The organism is Pseudomonas sp. PDM09 (assembly GCF_014852305.1).
In the GTDB taxonomy this organism is placed as follows: domain Bacteria; phylum Pseudomonadota; class Gammaproteobacteria; order Pseudomonadales; family Pseudomonadaceae; genus Aquipseudomonas.
The window spans coordinates 249344-264963 of sequence record NZ_JACVBI010000005.1 but is presented as its reverse complement, the minus strand read 5'-3'; the positions used below and the strand labels follow the sequence as shown (position 1 = coordinate 264963).

13 protein-coding genes are annotated in these 15620 nt (G+C 57.9%); 6 read left to right on the top strand and 7 right to left on the bottom strand.

Going from position 1 to position 15620, the window contains the following annotated elements:
• The first annotated feature begins 2 nt into the window (after positions 1 to 2).
• On the top strand, positions 3 to 1286 hold the full coding sequence (gene salA / locus IB250_RS14745; protein WP_192344628.1) for a salicylate 1-monooxygenase: 1284 nt from the start codon (positions 3 to 5) through the stop codon (positions 1284 to 1286).
• A 255-nt stretch (positions 1287 to 1541) separates the two neighbouring features.
• Positions 1542 to 2186 (top strand): dTMP kinase, encoded by a 645-nt coding sequence (locus tag IB250_RS14740; RefSeq protein ID WP_192344627.1) that lies wholly within the window; start codon positions 1542 to 1544, stop codon positions 2184 to 2186.
• Positions 2187 to 2518: 332 nt separating this feature from the next.
• On the opposite strand, the gene IB250_RS14735 is transcribed toward IB250_RS14740, so the two are convergent.
• The gene (locus IB250_RS14735) at positions 2519 to 3043 is read right to left on the bottom strand and encodes a cupin domain-containing protein (protein WP_192344626.1); all 525 of its coding nucleotides are present in this window, start codon (positions 3041 to 3043) and stop codon (positions 2519 to 2521) included.
• A 144-nt stretch (positions 3044 to 3187) separates the two neighbouring features.
• A complete protein-coding gene (locus IB250_RS14730; protein ID WP_192344625.1) occupies positions 3188 to 4105 on the bottom strand; it encodes an AraC family transcriptional regulator in 918 nt (305 codons plus the stop codon).
• A gap of 284 nt (positions 4106 to 4389) precedes the next feature.
• Here IB250_RS14730 and IB250_RS14725 point away from each other — a divergent pair, with 284 nt between their 5' ends.
• Positions 4390 to 5361 carry an alpha/beta hydrolase gene (locus tag IB250_RS14725; RefSeq protein WP_225603533.1) on the top strand — a complete coding sequence of 324 codons (972 nt, stop codon included), beginning with the start codon at positions 4390 to 4392 and terminating at the stop codon, positions 5359 to 5361.
• Between the two features lie 86 nt (positions 5362 to 5447).
• Positions 5448 to 6647, top strand: coding sequence for an MFS transporter (locus IB250_RS14720; RefSeq protein ID WP_192344623.1), 1200 nt, complete (start codon positions 5448 to 5450; stop codon positions 6645 to 6647).
• A gap of 111 nt (positions 6648 to 6758) precedes the next feature.
• On the opposite strand, the gene IB250_RS14715 is transcribed toward IB250_RS14720, so the two are convergent.
• A complete protein-coding gene (locus IB250_RS14715) occupies positions 6759 to 7124 on the bottom strand; it encodes a histone-like nucleoid-structuring protein, MvaT/MvaU family (RefSeq protein ID WP_192344622.1) in 366 nt (121 codons plus the stop codon).
• Positions 7125 to 7358: 234 nt separating this feature from the next.
• Here IB250_RS14715 and potE point away from each other — a divergent pair, with 234 nt between their 5' ends.
• Both potE and IB250_RS14705 read left to right on the top strand, forming a co-directional pair.
• Positions 7359 to 8699: a putrescine-ornithine antiporter gene (gene potE, locus IB250_RS14710; protein ID WP_192344621.1), complete on the top strand. Its 1341-nt coding sequence runs from the start codon at positions 7359 to 7361 to the stop codon at positions 8697 to 8699.
• A gap of 49 nt (positions 8700 to 8748) precedes the next feature.
• The gene (locus IB250_RS14705) at positions 8749 to 9654 is read left to right on the top strand and encodes an amino acid ABC transporter substrate-binding protein (protein ID WP_192344760.1); all 906 of its coding nucleotides are present in this window, start codon (positions 8749 to 8751) and stop codon (positions 9652 to 9654) included.
• Between the two features lie 129 nt (positions 9655 to 9783).
• Here IB250_RS14705 and IB250_RS14700 read toward each other — a convergent pair whose 3' ends face one another.
• From IB250_RS14700 to IB250_RS14685, 4 genes are all read right to left on the bottom strand, one after another.
• Positions 9784 to 10971: a pyridoxal phosphate-dependent aminotransferase gene (locus IB250_RS14700; RefSeq protein ID WP_192344620.1), complete on the bottom strand. Its 1188-nt coding sequence runs from the start codon at positions 10969 to 10971 to the stop codon at positions 9784 to 9786.
• 40 nt (positions 10972 to 11011) lie between these two features.
• Positions 11012 to 12637: a methyl-accepting chemotaxis protein gene (locus tag IB250_RS14695; protein ID WP_192344619.1), complete on the bottom strand. Its 1626-nt coding sequence runs from the start codon at positions 12635 to 12637 to the stop codon at positions 11012 to 11014.
• A 323-nt stretch (positions 12638 to 12960) separates the two neighbouring features.
• Positions 12961 to 14109, bottom strand: a complete 1149-nt coding sequence (locus IB250_RS14690) for a glycerate kinase (protein WP_192344618.1) — start codon at positions 14107 to 14109, stop codon at positions 12961 to 12963.
• 283 nt (positions 14110 to 14392) lie between these two features.
• On the bottom strand, positions 14393 to 15523 hold the full coding sequence (locus IB250_RS14685; RefSeq protein ID WP_192344617.1) for a sugar diacid recognition domain-containing protein: 1131 nt from the start codon (positions 15521 to 15523) through the stop codon (positions 14393 to 14395).
• Positions 15524 to 15620 lie beyond the last annotated feature (97 nt).

Below are 15620 nucleotides of genomic sequence, written 5' to 3'. Positions count from 1 at the left end.
CTATGCAAACCTCTCAATCTACTTTGCACATCGGTATTGTCGGCGGTGGTATCGCCGGGGTGGCGTTGGCACTGGATCTGTGCCGCCACTCCCATCTCAGCGTGCAGTTGTTCGAATCGGCCCCCGCCTTTGGCGAGGTCGGTGCAGGTGTTTCCTTCGGCGCCAACGCCGTTCGTGCTATCGCCGGCCTGGGTATTGCCGAACCCTACCGGCAGATCGCCGACCGCACGCTTGATCCCTGGCAGGATATTTGGTTCGAATGGCGCCGCGGCGAGGATGCCGGTTACCTCGGCGCAAGCCTGGCTGAAGGGGTAGGGCAGTCTTCAGTGCATCGTGCGGATTTTCTCGACGCGTTGGCCAGCCAGTTACCAGAGGGAATCGCCCAATTCGGTAAGCGCGCGGTGAGCGTGGAGCAGGATGCCGAACAGGCCCGCGTATTGTTCACCGATGGCAGCGAGCACCGCTGTGACCTGTTGATCGCTGCTGACGGTATCAAGTCTTCGATTCGTGATCATGTTCTTCAAGGCCTCGGACAGCCCCTGGCTACGCCGCGCTTCAGTGGTACTTGTGCTTACCGCGGGATGATCGACAGCGAACAGTTGCGCGCTGCCTACCGTACTCGAGGTGTAGATGAACACTTGGTCGACGTCCCGCAGATGTATCTGGGGCTCGACGCACACATCCTCACATTCCCGGTTAAACAAGGCCGGCTGATCAACATCGTGGCGTTCATTTCCGATCGCAGTCAGCCTGACCCATCCTGGCCGAGCGATTCCCCATGGGTTCGTAATGCCAGCCAGGAAGAAATGCTTGCCGCCTTCGCCGACTGGGGCGATGCCGCACGGGTGCTGCTCGAGTGCATTCCAGCGCCGACCCTTTGGGCTCTGCACGAACTCGAAGAGCTGCCGGGCTACGTGCACGGCCGCGTAGGTCTGATCGGCGATGCGGCCCACGCCATGTTGCCGCACCAGGGCGCCGGCGCAGGGCAGGGGTTGGAAGATGCCTGGCTTTTGGCCCGACTGCTGGCAGACCCACAGGTTCTGGCGAGTCGGCCGCAAGCGGTGCTTGAGGTCTATGACGCGATCCGTCGTCCACGCGCCTGTCGTGTGCAACGCACCTCCTGGGAAGCCGGCGAACTCTACGAGCTGCGTGATCCGGTGGTAGCCGATGACGAGCAGCTGCTGAGCAAAACCCTGGCAGAGCGTTTCGACTGGTTGTGGGATCACGATCTGCAATCCGACCTGCAAGAGGCTCGTGAGCAACTGGGCTGGAAAGTACTGGCTTAGTGATTTGCCCGGGTATGCACGGGGTGGGACAAGAATGCGCCGGCTGGATAAGCGACTTTAATCGTTCCCACCGCTCTGAGACTCGGATTTTTACAGAAACTTCCACAATTTCGGCGCATCGCCTGTCGAAAGCTGAGAGCGACGGTTAGAGTGTTCAGTTCATAAGGACCCTCCACTCGATTCGCATAGTCGCGCCAAGCGATTCCAGCGAACGAACAGGGCAAAAAAAACCGTATATCAATCGTTATGTGAAGAATGAATCGTCCGCTGTTTGTTTCTCTAGATGGGCCCAAGGGTGCCGGCAAAACCACACTGTTGGAGGCCGTTACGAAAGTACTGAGGGCAGACAATAAAAAGGTGATCCGACTTTGTGAGAGTAAAAGCGATCCCTGTAGGGGTGAAACAATGGCCCTCGTGAACAAACTCGTCAGAAATCCCTCCCGGGATTTGGAGTTGGAGGTTTGTGAGCGCTTTGCTGATAGCCGTACCTGGATTTCCCAACACGTGCTGGCTAAACAGCCACCAGGCAGCATCATCTTGATCGATCGCTGGTACCCGTCTGATGCCGCGTTTCGCCGGATAGTCCCGTTTGCAGAAATTCTACAGTTAAACATTGATCGAAACGTGCGAGTGCCAGACCTGCATGTCGGGGTTGTCACCGCCCCTGAAATTTCATGGGCAAGGGCAGCGGCACGACGGCGTGGGCTGAGCAGTACGGTGATCCATAAGCTGGAAGAACAGATCGCTTGTACCAAGGCGTTCGAGCAAGCGATTGCAGATCACGGCTGGGTTTTATGCCGTAATGAAGGAACGATCGAAGACGCAACGATGCAGGTGATTTCTGAGATCTATAGCGTCCAGGCGAAGTTAGCTGCGCCGGCCTTGATGCGGTTGAGATAGCCGTAGCTATAGATCATTAGCAGGATCGAAGGAGTGATTTGTCGCTGTAGCGGTAGCCGGCTGATGCTTTGATCTGGGTGCCTGTCATCGAACTCAGAGCCAAAGCTTCCCGGGGTGGGTCATACATGATCAGACGGTTCGAGCGTCGATTGCTGGAACCGGGGTATAGAGTTGGCTCAAACAGGGATCGGGGATTGGTAGCTTGAAAGAACCTTTGGTAGAAGTTCCGCTCTGACACATCATTTAACATAATATACATTACACGTAACATGATGTTTCAAGATTGGCCCGGTTGCACGCAGATTTTGAAGCCCTCATTTCACCCAGGCCCCTCATCCTTGGGTCAGCTTCCCAATCAGCTCCGAATGCTCGGGAAACTGCTCTCTGAGTTTCTGTCGATTACCCATCTCCATATCTGCAAAATCAAACCCTGGTGAAACCGCTTCACTGATCAAACCGTATTCCGCTAAACCATTCATCAGTTGCGAAGCTTTCCAGACGCCACCAGGTACATGCAGCTGCAAACACTGCCCGGCGATAACGTCGCTGCCCATCACCACAGTATTCAACGTGCCGTCTGGAAAAATCAGGCTGTACTGAATCGGGCTTCCCAAATGGTAGTAATGAACGATGTCCGATTGATTCAAGTGAAAATGACCTATAGGCGAATCCTTGGTCAGCAAGTAATAAATTGAAGTCATCAAGTGACGTTGACCACCATTGATCTCGACCATAGCGTGGTGATCAGATTGAAAGGTTCTTCGGTAGAAACCGCCTTCCATGTGAGGCTCCAGAGCCAATGCGGCGATGACTGCTTCAGCGTTGGGAATTTGAATGTTGAGCTCACTGTTGGTCATGTGGATCGCCCTCCTTAAAACACTTAAACTATTATGTAAGTCTATTCGATAGATTATAACTATGCTAAATGGTTGTTTAGTCGTTTTATCTCGATAGCGTTTAAAAAGCGTAAGCAAACGCAATTCGTCAGCTTGACGCTATAGCTACCCCTGCCCTCGCAACACCGCAATATCCCGCTTGGGAGGTACGCCAAACAGACGGCTGTATTCGCGGCTGAACTGGGACGGGCTTTCATATCCAACCTTGTAAGCCGCACTGGATACGTCCTGGTGTTCATTGAGCATCAATCGCCTCGCCTCGTTCAGTCGCAGCCATTTCTGGTACTGCAAGGGGCTCATTGTGGTGAGTTGACGGAAGTGGTGGTGAAAGGTCGGAGTGCTCATCTGCACTCGGGCCGCAAGTTCATCGACGCGAAGCGCTGAGGTGTAATTCAACTTCAGCCAATCGATAGCTTTGGCGATCCGATAACCTTGGCCATCGACAGAAGTTATTTGTCGTAGCCGGCTCGCCTGATCACTCTGCAAGAGACGGTAGTGAATCTCGCGTTGAATCAAGGGGGCCAGAACAGGAATGGACTCTGGCTCATCGAGCAGTGCCAATAAGCGCTCGAATGACGCCAGCATTGCAGGGGTCACTGAACCAATTCCTACCCCCTTCGCAACTGACCGATCCCGGATTGGCGGTAGGTCACTTTGTGCTATCAGCTCAGCCAGCATACGCAGATCGAGCTTCAAAGTGAGTCCCAGGCATGGCTGTTCCGGGCTTGCCGCCAGCACTTGCGAATTGGCAGGCAAGTCCAATGAGGTGATCAGAAATCGCGACGTGTCATACGGGTAGCCTTCGCCGCCTACCCAGAGCTGTTTCTCACCCCGGGCGACGAGGATGATGCTTGGCTCCACCATGCAGACGACGGGCGGCGATGGATGTTCGCGCCTGAAGAAGCCGAGGCCCGTAATGGGCGTTGCGTAATCACCTGGTTTCGGGATCTGCGCGCCGATGATCTGCGCAAGCGTTTCTTGCACTGATGTCTGTTGCGGTGCGGTGCCGTGTTTGATCGTCATGTTCGTCTAGTACCTCTTCGCTGAACTCTAACTCGCCAGTTCACGACCGTCCTGCAAAAAAACAGAGACTCATAGAATCAGGCAAGTAATCCAGCGCAATGCACTACAGGGAGTATGGGCAGAACCGGAGAATGTTCATTCGATATACCCATTGAGGAATCTCCCATGTTGGCTGATTAAGCACTGAGTCAAAACACTCCAGCAAACTACAACTCAATCGAAAGGACTATCCGGTGAAAGGAATTTTTCTTGCCCTGGGGCTTCTCGCTACCTCTTTTTCTTCAATGGGAGCCGATATGTCAAACGGTGCGGACAACTTCTACAAAAGCGAGAAAGTGGCCGTTGAAAAGGTCACCTTCAAGAATCAATACGGTATGAAGGTAGCGGGCAACCTGTTCACCCCGAAAGACCTCGCCTCCAAATCCGGGAACGCCGCCATCATCGTCGGCCATCCAATGGGGGCGGTGAAAGAGCAGAGTGCGAACTTGTACGCCACCAAAATGGCCGAACAAGGATTTGTCACCCTATCTCTGGATTTATCCTTCTGGGGCGAGAGCGAGGGCACGCCTCGCCAGGCCGTCTCGCCCGATATTTACGCAGAAGACTTCAGTGCCGCCGTGGACTTTCTCGGCACTCACCCAACTGTCGATCCTGAGCGAATCGGCGTCCTCGGTATCTGCGGCAGTGGCAGCTTCGCTATCAGTGCGGCCAAGATTGATCCGCGTATGAAGGCCATCGCCACCGTCAGCATGTACGACATGGGTGCGGCGAACCGTAACGGTCTCAAACACGCAGTGACTGCGGAACAACGCCGGCAGATCATTCGCGACGCCACCGAGCAGCGCTATGCCGAATTCCAGGGTGGCGAAATCCGCTACACCGGCGGCACGCCACTCAAACTGACCGGCAATGCCGTGGGTGACGAGTTCTACGATTTTTATCGCACCCACCGAGGCGAAGTCACTCCGGCCGGCGCATCGCCGCAGACGACCACCATGCCGACGCTGACCAGCAACGTGAAGTTCATGAACTTCTATCCGTTCAATGACATCGAGACTATCTCCCCTCGCCCGCTGCTGTTCATTGCCGGCGCCCAGGCACACTCACGCGAGTTCAGTGAGGACGCCTACAAGCGGGCCGCCGAGCCTAAAGAGTTGCTCATTATTCCAGATGCCGGACACGTGGATCTTTACGACCGGGTCAATCTCATTCCATTCGCCAAGTTGACCACGTTCTTCAAAAGCAACCTGAAGTAGCCTGATCGGTGCCCTGGCCGGGCATCACTTCTCTCCTAGCCTCGTCCTCGGGGCTACGACGCTTCTCGCAATACAGGATTCAACCAATGACTGATCACCTCCTCCCTGTGCCCCATAAATCATGGGGCGCCGTATTCGCCATGTCCCTCGCCGCCTTCGTGCTGGTGGCATCGGAGTTCATGCCCGTCAGCCTGCTGACACCGATTGCCGCAGATCTTCAGGTCACCGAGGGACAAGCCGGCCAGGGAATCTCCGTTTCGGGGCTGTTTGCCTTGTTCACCGGTCTTCTGATCGCATCGGTGGCTACGCGGGTCGACCGCAAACCGCTGCTCCTTTCACTGACACTGCTTATGATCCTTTCTGGAACAGTGGTCGTGTTCGCCCCGAACTACTGGGTGTTCATGACCGGCCGCGCGCTGATCGGTGTTGCGATAGGTGGATTCTGGTCATTGTCGGCGGCAACCGCCATGCGCCTGGTGCCCGATGACCAGATCACTCGCGCAATGGCCATCGTCAACGGCGGCAACGCTTTGGCGACGGTTATTGCAGCGCCACTGGGCAGTTTTCTCGGCGCCCTGATTGGCTGGCGCGGTGCATTCTTGTGCGTCATCCCAGTCGCGATAGTCGCTTGTGTATGGCTGTTGTTAAGCCTTCCACCGATGAAATCGCAAAGCGGTTCAGGCACTGGCAACGTCTTCAAGTTGATGAAACGCACGCCGGTCGCGTTAGGCATGGTGGCGGTCAGCGTGTTTTTCATGGGCCAGTTCATGCTGTTTACCTATTTGCGCCCGTTTCTTGAAACGGTCACGTACGTCAGTGTTTCCATGCTGTCGTTGATGTTGCTCGTCCTGGGTATTGCGGGCCTCGCAGGAACCTTCCTGATTGAAGCGTTCTTGAAAAATGGCCTGCATCGAACCCTCATCGTCATCCCGATCTTGATGGCGGTGATTGCACTGGCGCTTGTTTCATTCGGCAGCTCGGCGGCTACCACGACTGTTTTGCTTGGCCTCTGGGGACTGGTTGCGACTGCTGCGCCCGTGGGATGGTGGACATGGCTGGCGAGAACGTTGCCAGACGCTGCTGAAGCGGGAGGCGGCTTAATGGTGGCGATCATCCAGCTGGCAATTGCGTCTGGCGCAACCGTTGGCGGGCTGGTCTTTGACTTGAGCGGCTATCGAGCGACCTTCGAGTTGAGTGCCACTGTGCTGGGCGTGGCGGCCGTTTTTGCCTTCCTGGCTGCACGCGCAGCATCGCGGGAGCCTCTTGCCGCGACGAGCATCGCTTGAAATACCACAAGAAACGCCAAGGCGTATCTTGTGGTTTCGGGTGAGAAAGTGACGATGGATCGGACATGTAGGAGCCAGCGGTGCGGCAAGCCTGGCTCCTACAAATCAAACTCACTTGGTCAGCCAGGACTCGACAGTGGCAGAGCCAAATTTGGATTTCCATTCCCTCAGTCTCTTCTGGTTGCCGCCCTTGGTCTCGACGACTTCGCCGGTGTTTGGATTTTTGTAGATCTTCACCTGGCGCGGCTTGCGTGTGCCGGATTTCGGCGCGGTTACTGATGCGCGACGACCAGTTTGTGGCTCAAGAAGATTGATCACGTCTTTCAGGCTATAGCCGTATTTGGCTAGCAAATCACGCAGCTTCTTTTCGAAATCAATTTCCTTTTGAAGGCCTGCATCACCTTTCATTGCCTCGAGCACCTGGAGCTGTTTAGCCAGATGTTTTTCCAGTTCACGGAACTCTGCAAGCTTGGACATGTAAAACCTCATATCTGTTTTGTATGTATGTACATGTGACAGAGCCAGCTAAAGAAAAGTCCCCCCTACAATGGAGTCATACCCTGTCGACCATTTCTTTTTGCTGTTCAGAATCCCAAAAGCCATCTTCGATGAGACTAACTGGCGATAAATCTGTTCGATGGGCTATTTCCCGACGTTGAGCATGGCAATCAGGGCTATGGTCAATGTGTTGAGCAGATCAAGGAGTTCCCGATGGCCGACTCAAGCAAGAAAATGAGCCTCATGGGGCTCACCACTCTGGTGACGGTGAACATGATGGGATCGGGCATCATCATGTTGCCGACGAGCATGGCCCAACTCGGGGCTGTTTCGTTGCTGTCATGGATCGTCACTGCCGTCGGTTCGATGGCCATCGCTTACTGCTTTTCCCAGTGCGGCATTTACTGCCTGCGCTCAGGCGGGTTGTCTGCCTACACTGAAGAGGCGCACGCCAAATCAGGCTTCTTCCTCTGTTCGTATCTGTACTTTCTCTCGCTGGGCATCGCCAACGTGGCCGTCGCCATCTCCGCGGTGGGCTACATGACATCGTTCGTGCCCTGGCTGGGCAGTGGCGCCATTCCTCTGTTCATCGGTACGGTTGGCCTGCTCTGGTTGACCACCGTGGCCAACTTCGGTGGCCCCGGTATCACCGGCAAGATCGGCGCGATTACCGTGTGGGGGGTGATCATCCCGGTGGCAGGCTTGAGCATCATCGGTTGGTTCTGGTTCAAGCCCGATTTGCTGATTGCCGCCTGGAATCCGAACAACCTGCCGATCTCCGACGCCATCAGTAAGGCAATTCCCCTTACTCTGTGGGCTTTTCTTGGCATGGAGTCGGCGGCACAGGCCTCCGATGCAGTGGAAGATCCCAAGCGCACCGTACCGTTGGCCTGCCTGTTCGGCACGCTGGGTGCGGCAGTGGTGTATGTGCTGTCGACTACGGTCATTCAGGGCATCATCCCCAATGCCGAACTGGCCAACTCTTCGGCGCCCTTCGCGCTCGTCTATGCACATATGTTCAACCCCGTGGTCGGCAACATTGTCATGGCGCTGGCAGTGATGGCTTGTATCGGTTCGCTGCTGGGCTGGCAGTTCACCCTGGCGCAAACGGCCAAGATGACCGCTGACCAAGGGATGTTTCCGAAACTGTTCAGCAAGGTCAGCACACAGAACGCGCCCATTGTCGGCATGATCGTCTGCGGCGTCTTGCAGACCTTGATGGCACTGTCGACCATCTCGCCCAATGCCAGCGCCCAGTTCGGGAAGCTCGTCAGCCTGGCGGCAGTGACCAACCTGATCCCATACGTGACAGCCGCCACCGGCCTGCTGGTCATGATGTACAAAGCCAAAGTCAGTACGGGGGTCTACACACGCAACACGACGCTATTACTGATCGCCGTGGCCTATTCGTTGTACGCCCTTTATGCCTGCGGCAAAGATGCCGTTTTCGGTGGACTCATTGTCCTTACATTCGGCTACCTGCTTTATGGCTTCCTCTCCAAGCGTTTTGTCGATGCGTCTCCAACCGCTCAGACCAGGGCGGGCAATCCTTAGCTGTAATCGTCAAGACAGCACAGACATCCGAATGCGGGGCGCCAAGGATATGAACGTACAACTGACCAAAGCCACTAACTTGCTGTTCGTCTGCCTGCTCACAATGGTGCCGGTACTGGCTGATGCCAATACCCTTGAACGCGTGCAGGCGAGCAATACCTTCACCCTTGGTTACTTGCCGGACTTCGCACCTTTTAGCGTCCAGGAAGGTGACAAAGCCAGCGGTTATGCGATCGAGCTTTGTCTGAAGGTTGCCGACAAAATCAAGACCGAACTGGGTTTGCCCGCGATGCAGGTACGTTACCGCCCCGTCTCCGTCAACGACGAGATGAGTGCCGTGAGCTCGGGCGAGATCGACATCCTCTGTACGCCGACGCCCCCCACATTGGAGCGACGCAAGCGTGTGAGCTTCTCGGTTCCGATCTACACCGCCGGCCTCTCGGCAGTGGTGCGCCAGGAAGCGCCTGAGGCGTTGCTCAATGTACTTAATGGCAAAGTAGCCCATACCGGACCGACCTGGCGTGCGACCATCAATCATGGGCTGGCCAACCAAACCTATGCCGCCACCGCAGGTGGCGTCACCGAGGCATGGATCCGTCAACAGATGCGATTACTCGGTGTGGTGGCCACCCTGGTCACAGTCGAGAACACTGAAGCGGGCCTCAAACTGGTCGCCGAAGGCAAAGCTGATGCCTTCTTCGCCGAACGCATGATGCTGAAGAATCTCCTCGCCAATAACTATTCCGCAGGGAATCTGGTCCTGCTGGATCGAATTTTTGAGTACTCGCCGACTGCAATGGCGGTGGATCGAGACGATGAAGATTTCCGTTTGCTGGTCGACACCGCGCTAAGTGAAATGTATCGATCGGGCGAGGTCGAGCAGGCATACGACACCTACCTGGAAGGCATTACCGACACGGACAAAAAGCTGTTCAAGGTCTATGCGATACCGTAGAGGCAATCCTGAAAAGTACAATAACCATCGCGGGCAAGCCCGCTCCCGCGCGGTTTTGTGAACGCCACAAAATCCCGTGTAGGAGCGAGGCTTGCCCGCGAAGAGGCCATCAAACTCAACACAAATCGATCAGGCTCGTCGCACCTGCAGCAACTGCGCCGCACACGATGCAATCCGCTGGCACGCATCCGCCAGCCTCACCTGATCCACCACCAGGCCAATGCGAATATGCCCCGCCGCGCTCGGCCCGAAGGCTTCGCCCGCCAGCACCGACACGCCGTACCCTTCCAGCAAACGCTCGGCAAAATCTTGCGCACCGAGCCCGGTCTGGCGCACATCGACCATCACGAACATCCCGCCATCCGGTTTGATCGGCCGGATACCCGGGCAACCGCTTAGCCTTGCGCACACCAGATCGCGACGCTGGCGATATTCCTCGCGCATCAGTGCCACTTCCGGCAAGTCTTTATCGAGCGCTACTTGCGCGGCGTTCTGGACGAAATCCGGAAGGCCGAACAGCATGCACAGCGACAGATGCATCAAATGTTCAGCCAACGGTTTAGGGCCGATCATCCAGCCCACCCGCCAGCCGGTCATGGCATGGGATTTGGACAGACTGTTGATCGTCGCGGTGCGCTCGGCCATGCCCGGCAGACTGGCCGGGCTGATGTGCTCGCCCTCAAACAACAGGTCGCTGTAGACCTCGTCGCTGATCAGCCAAAGGTCATGCCGCACACACAACGCTGCCAACGCTTGCCAGCTCTTCAACGAAAGACTGGCACCGGAGGGATTATTCGGGCTGTTGAGCAAAATAACGCGGGTTTTTGAGGTGATCAGCGCCGCGACATCCGCCGGTTCAACCCGAAAGCCATTTTCCGGACGCACCGCCACCGGCACCACGCTGGCTCCGCAGGCACCGAACACGCCTTCATAGGTCACATACATCGGTTCGGCGACGATCACTTCATCGCCAGGGTCGAGCAGGCATTGGGCAACCGAATACACCGCGCACTGCGCGCCAGGCAATACGATCACATGGTCGGCATCTACCAACTGGCCGCTGCGCCGCTGATGACGGCTGGCGATGCTACTGCGCAGCGCGCGGGTGCCGCGTACATCCGAGTAATGGGTGTCACCGGCCAACAGGCTATCGATGGCGGCGTGAATGATCGGCAGCGGCGTGTCGAAATCCGGGTCGCCAATGGAAAGCAGCAACACGTCGACGCCCTGCTCGCGCAATTCCAGCGCTCGATCATGAATCTTCCAGGCTGCGGCTCCGTCACCATCGATTCGTTGGGTCAAGGCTGAATAGCGCATGTACTTCTCCTAACGCGCGAGTTCCAGTTTCAACCCTATCTCAAATCACGAAACGCGCCACCATCGCATTCAAATCAACCGCCAATCGCGACAGTTCGTGGGTGGCTGCACTGGTCTGGTTGGCACCTGCGGCGGACTGAGTGGCCAGGTCGCGAATGTTCACCAGATTGCGGTCGACTTCACGGGACACCTGAGCCTGTTCTTCCGAGGCGCTGGCGATCACCAGGTTGCGTTCGTTGATCAGTTGAATCGATTGGGTGATCTGCTCCAGGGCGATACCCGCCGCACGAGCCATTTCCAGCGTGCTTTGGGTGCGCTGATTGCTTTGCTGCATCGACGAGACCGCTTCGCCGGTGCCGTTCTGGATGCCGGCGACCATCTTCTCGATTTCCTGGGTCGACTGCGCGGTGCGATGGGCCAACGCCCGGACCTCGTCCGCCACCACCGCAAAGCCACGCCCGGCTTCCCCGGCACGGGCCGCTTCGATCGCGGCGTTGAGGGCCAGCAGGTTGGTCTGTTCGGCGATGGCACGAATCACGTCCAGCACTTTGCCAATGTCCCGGCCCTGAGTCGCCAGGCCCTCGATCATCAACGCGGTGTTTTGCACGTCGTGGGTCATGGTCTGGATCGCGTCGACGGTTTCCACCACCCGGTCACGACCTTCGCGAGCCGCCTGGGTCGACTGGTTCGAGGCTTCGGAGGTCGACACCGCGTTGCGCGCCACTTCTTCCACGGCGGCGGTCATTTCGTTGACGGCGGTGGCCGCCTGTTCGATTTCGTTGTTTTGCTGTTGCAGGCCCCGTGACGCTTCTTGCGTCACGGTACTGAGTTCCTCCGCGGCAGCACCCAGTTGCGTCGCGGAGCCGGCGATCTGTTCGATGGTCTTGCGCAGGTTGGTCTGCATGGCGGCCAAGGCGCCGAGCAAACGCGCCGGTTCGTCGTTGCCGTCGACCTCGATGACCTTGCTCAGGTTGCCGCCAGCAATGGTTTCGGCCGCGAGCACCGCACGGTTCAGCGGTGTGAGGATGCTGCGGGTCAACAGCCAGGCCAACAGCACGGTCAGCAACGAAGCCATCACCGCCACCGTCACAATGCCGACAAAGGCTTCGCTGTAGTGCTCACCCGCCTTGGCCGACGCGGCTTTGGCATCGGCGGCGTTGAGCGCCACCAGTTTGTTCAGTTGCTCGCCCATCTGATCGGTGCCTTCCTTGATCCGGGTATTGATCAGGGCGCGCATCTCCTCCAGTTTGTTCTGCCGCGAAAGGTCCAGCATTTGGCTCTGGGCCTGCATGTAGTTGTCGAGGGTTGTCGCGAAGGTTTTATACAGCGCGGCTTCTTCAGGGCCGGCCGGCAAGGCGGCATAGCTGGCTTGGGCGCTGCGCACTTTGTCGACGAGCACGCCGATGCGGGTCTGGGCTTCCTGCAACGCCGCCGGATCACGGTTGACCAGTACGCGGAACGAGAGAATCCGCAGCCGCAGAACGTTCTCTGTCACGTTACCCAGAAACCCGATGCTGGGTAACTGCGTCATTTCCATATCGACAGAGGCCTGGCGAATGATCGACATGCGGTTCACCGCAAACACACCCAGCACGATCACTAGCAAGGCAATGAAGGCGAAACCCAGGAAAGCTCGAGGCGCGATTTTCAGATTACGCAGTGACATAGGATGATCTCGGTAATTGAGGCGGCGAGCATCCTTGCGGGGATCACTGTTCGGGCGGGCGATGGCGCGCGCACCTTTCAGTTTGGCGCCACTGTTGTAATAGGTTTGTGTGCGCCTGTTAGCTGTATCGGCCGGGGTTGAGGTTTTTTACAGTGGGTTAGTGAAATTTTTTTTGTAGCAGCTGCCGAGCCTGCGAGGCTGCGTTCGGCGGCGAAGCTGTCGTGAAATCATGCGGCGCGGTGTGTCAGGGAAACCTTGCATCTACGACGGCTTCGCCGCCGAACGCAGCCTCGCAGGCTCCGCAGCTGCTACAGGAATTTGTGTCAGTCCTGGGTTTTGCGGGCCGCCACCCGCCACACCCGCGCAATATCACGGGCGCGATCACGCAACAAACGCGGTGCTTCAGCGCAGGCCTGCTCCAATGTCATCGGTCCGCTGGCCAAGGCAAAGGCCGCATCGATGCCATGTTCGTACAGCGCCTGATACCCCTCGCCCAAGGTGCCGGCGATGACGATGACCGGCACGCCGTGCTGGCGTGCGATGCGCGCCACGCCAAACGGGGTTTTGCCGCGCAACGTCTGGGCATCGAAACGACCTTCACCGGTGATCACCAGGTCGGCGCCTTTGACCGCCTCGGCCAGCCCCACCAATTCGGCGACCACTTCCACCCCGGCCTGAAATTGCGCACCGAGAAACGCCTTGGCGGCAAACCCCAAGCCGCCCGCTGCGCCGCTGCCCGGTTCGTCGCGCACGTCCTTGTCCAAAGCTTGTGCGCAGAGTTCGGCAAAGTGCTCGAGGGCCTGGTCCAGTTGCTCGACCTGTTCGGGTGTTGCACCTTTCTGCGGGCCGAAGATCGCTGAGGCTCCATGAGGGCCGCACAGCGGGTTATTGACGTCGGCGGCGATGTCGAAACGCACCTTGGCCAGACGCGCATCGATCTCACTCAGATCGAGGCGGGCCAATTGCGCCAGGGCCAGGCCACCCGGCACCAGGGTTTGGTCCTGAGCGTCCAGCAGTTTCACACCCAAGGCCTGCATCGCCCCGGCGCCGCCGTCGTTGGTGGCGCTGCCGCCAATCGCCAGGATCACCCGTTGCGCGCCGGCATCCAGCGCCGCGCGGATCAGTTCACCGGTGCCGTAGGTGCTGCTGGTGCAGGCATCGCGCAGGTTCGGCGCAACCAGTTGCAGGCCACTGGCCTCGGCCATTTCGATGATCGCGGTGTGACTCTGTGGCAACCAGCCCCACGCGGCATCGACCGTGGCACCCAGCGGCCCGCGAACATGGGTACGGCGCAGTTCGCCGTCGCATGCGGCCAGAATCGATTCGACCGTGCCTTCCCCGCCATCAGCCATCGGGCACTTGATCAAGTGTGCATCCGGCCAGATTTCCGCCAGCCCCAGCGCAATGGCCTCGGCCACACCTTGAGCACTCAGGCTGTCCTTGAACGAATCGGGGGCGATGACGATTTTCATGCGAATTCTCCAGTTTCAATGCGTCCATGCTGCCAGCCGCCATGAACAATAACGCCGGTCCGCTGCACAAGCGGTCAAGAGGATTATTGTTCATTTTCACAAAACCCTCTGCACACACCTCTCGTCGTAGCAGCTGCCGAGCTTGCGAGGCTGCGTTCGGCGGCGAAGCCGTCGTGAAATCATGCACCGCGGTGTATCAGGGAAACTTTGTTGGTTGGAATGACGACGGCTTCGCCGCCGAACGCAGCCTCGCAAGCTTGCAAGCTCGACAGCTGCTACGGTGCTACGGGATTGCGCTTGGCAGTTCGGTTTGGGGCAGGAGCTGGACACCAAGGTAAAGCGCGAGCATTCCGTCCAGCTTTAGCGGGTCGACGCCACTGAGTTCGGCAATCCTTTCCATGCGGTAACGCAGACTGTTGCGATGAATGCCCAACGCCTCAGCGCAAGCCTGGCTCTGGCCGTCGTGTTCGCACCAACTGCGCAGGGTCGCCAGCAGTTGGCCGTTGCCATCCTTGGCGATGACTTTGCGCAGCGGCCGCAGCAGTTCATCCAGGGCATCGTCGTTGCGATGACGCCAGAGCATTACCGGCAGCCGATAACGATTCAGCGTCAGCAAGCGCGAATGCGGCAACACATCGCGTCCATAGGCCAACAGATCACCGACCCGGCGATAGCAACGGCGCAATCCCGACAAGCCATCGGCCTGCCCACCCACGGCAATGCGCAAAATGTTCCAGCCGAGACCATCGAGCTTTTCCAGCAACCGATCGTTCTCGATCGCAGGCGTCGCCGGTCGGCACCACAGCAACGAAGACTTGGCCGAGCTTACGCACCAACTGTCCGGATAACGTGACATCAGCCAGGCGCTGAGCGCTTCGACGGTCTGCCCCGGGCCGTGTTCCAGGCCCAACTCGAACAGATACGGCACCCGCGTCAACTGCGGTTTAAGCCCCAGTTGCTGCGCTTCGTCGAGCAATCGCGGCGAATCCCCCGCCTCGCTGAGCAGCAGCGCCAGCAGATCATCGCAACGCTGGCGCCGCCATTGCTGCTCGGCCTGCTGATTGCGCTGGCCCACCAGCATCTCGGCGGTCATGCGCACCAGCTCGGCGTAGGTGCGCAATTGCTCGGGTTCGCCGGTAATGCCCAGAACACCAATCAAACGCTGATCGAGCAACAGCGGCAGGTTGATGCCCGGTTGCACGCCTTTGAGGTGAATCGCTGTTTGCGCGTCGATCTCGACCACGCGCCCGTTGGCCAATACCAATTGCGCGCCTTCGTGGCGAGTGTTGATGCGCTCCGGTTCGCCGCTGCCGAGTATCAGCCCCTGGCTGTCCATGACATTGACGTTGTACGGCAGGATGGCCATCGCCCGGTCGACGATGTCCTGGGCCAGGTCGTGATCGAGTTCGAACATAGCGCGGTTCCTTGAAAACGTGATGGAACGGGTTGTTCACCCGCACAGGCCTTGGTCATAAACCCTGTGCTCAGGCACAAAGACAACCACCCAAGGG

What these genes read in the sequence shown, in the direction of transcription:
- salA (WP_192344628.1), top strand. Translation starts at nt 3, where the DNA reads ATGCAAACCTCTCAATCTACTTTGCACATCGGTATTGTCGGCGGTGGT.
- IB250_RS14740 (WP_192344627.1), top strand. Translation starts at nt 1,542, where the DNA reads ATGAATCGTCCGCTGTTTGTTTCTCTAGATGGGCCCAAGGGTGCCGGC.
- IB250_RS14735 (WP_192344626.1), bottom strand. Translation starts at nt 3,043, where the DNA reads ATGACCAACAGTGAGCTCAACATTCAAATTCCCAACGCTGAAGCAGTC.
- IB250_RS14730 (WP_192344625.1), bottom strand. Translation starts at nt 4,105, where the DNA reads ATGACGATCAAACACGGCACCGCACCGCAACAGACATCAGTGCAAGAA.
- IB250_RS14725 (WP_225603533.1), top strand. Translation starts at nt 4,390, where the DNA reads ATGGGAGCCGATATGTCAAACGGTGCGGACAACTTCTACAAAAGCGAG.
- IB250_RS14720 (WP_192344623.1), top strand. Translation starts at nt 5,448, where the DNA reads ATGACTGATCACCTCCTCCCTGTGCCCCATAAATCATGGGGCGCCGTA.
- IB250_RS14715 (WP_192344622.1), bottom strand. Translation starts at nt 7,124, where the DNA reads ATGTCCAAGCTTGCAGAGTTCCGTGAACTGGAAAAACATCTGGCTAAA.
- potE (WP_192344621.1), top strand. Translation starts at nt 7,359, where the DNA reads ATGGCCGACTCAAGCAAGAAAATGAGCCTCATGGGGCTCACCACTCTG.
- IB250_RS14705 (WP_192344760.1), top strand. Translation starts at nt 8,749, where the DNA reads ATGAACGTACAACTGACCAAAGCCACTAACTTGCTGTTCGTCTGCCTG.
- IB250_RS14700 (WP_192344620.1), bottom strand. Translation starts at nt 10,971, where the DNA reads ATGCGCTATTCAGCCTTGACCCAACGAATCGATGGTGACGGAGCCGCA.
- IB250_RS14695 (WP_192344619.1), bottom strand. Translation starts at nt 12,637, where the DNA reads ATGTCACTGCGTAATCTGAAAATCGCGCCTCGAGCTTTCCTGGGTTTC.
- IB250_RS14690 (WP_192344618.1), bottom strand. Translation starts at nt 14,109, where the DNA reads ATGAAAATCGTCATCGCCCCCGATTCGTTCAAGGACAGCCTGAGTGCT.
- IB250_RS14685 (WP_192344617.1), bottom strand. Translation starts at nt 15,523, where the DNA reads ATGTTCGAACTCGATCACGACCTGGCCCAGGACATCGTCGACCGGGCG.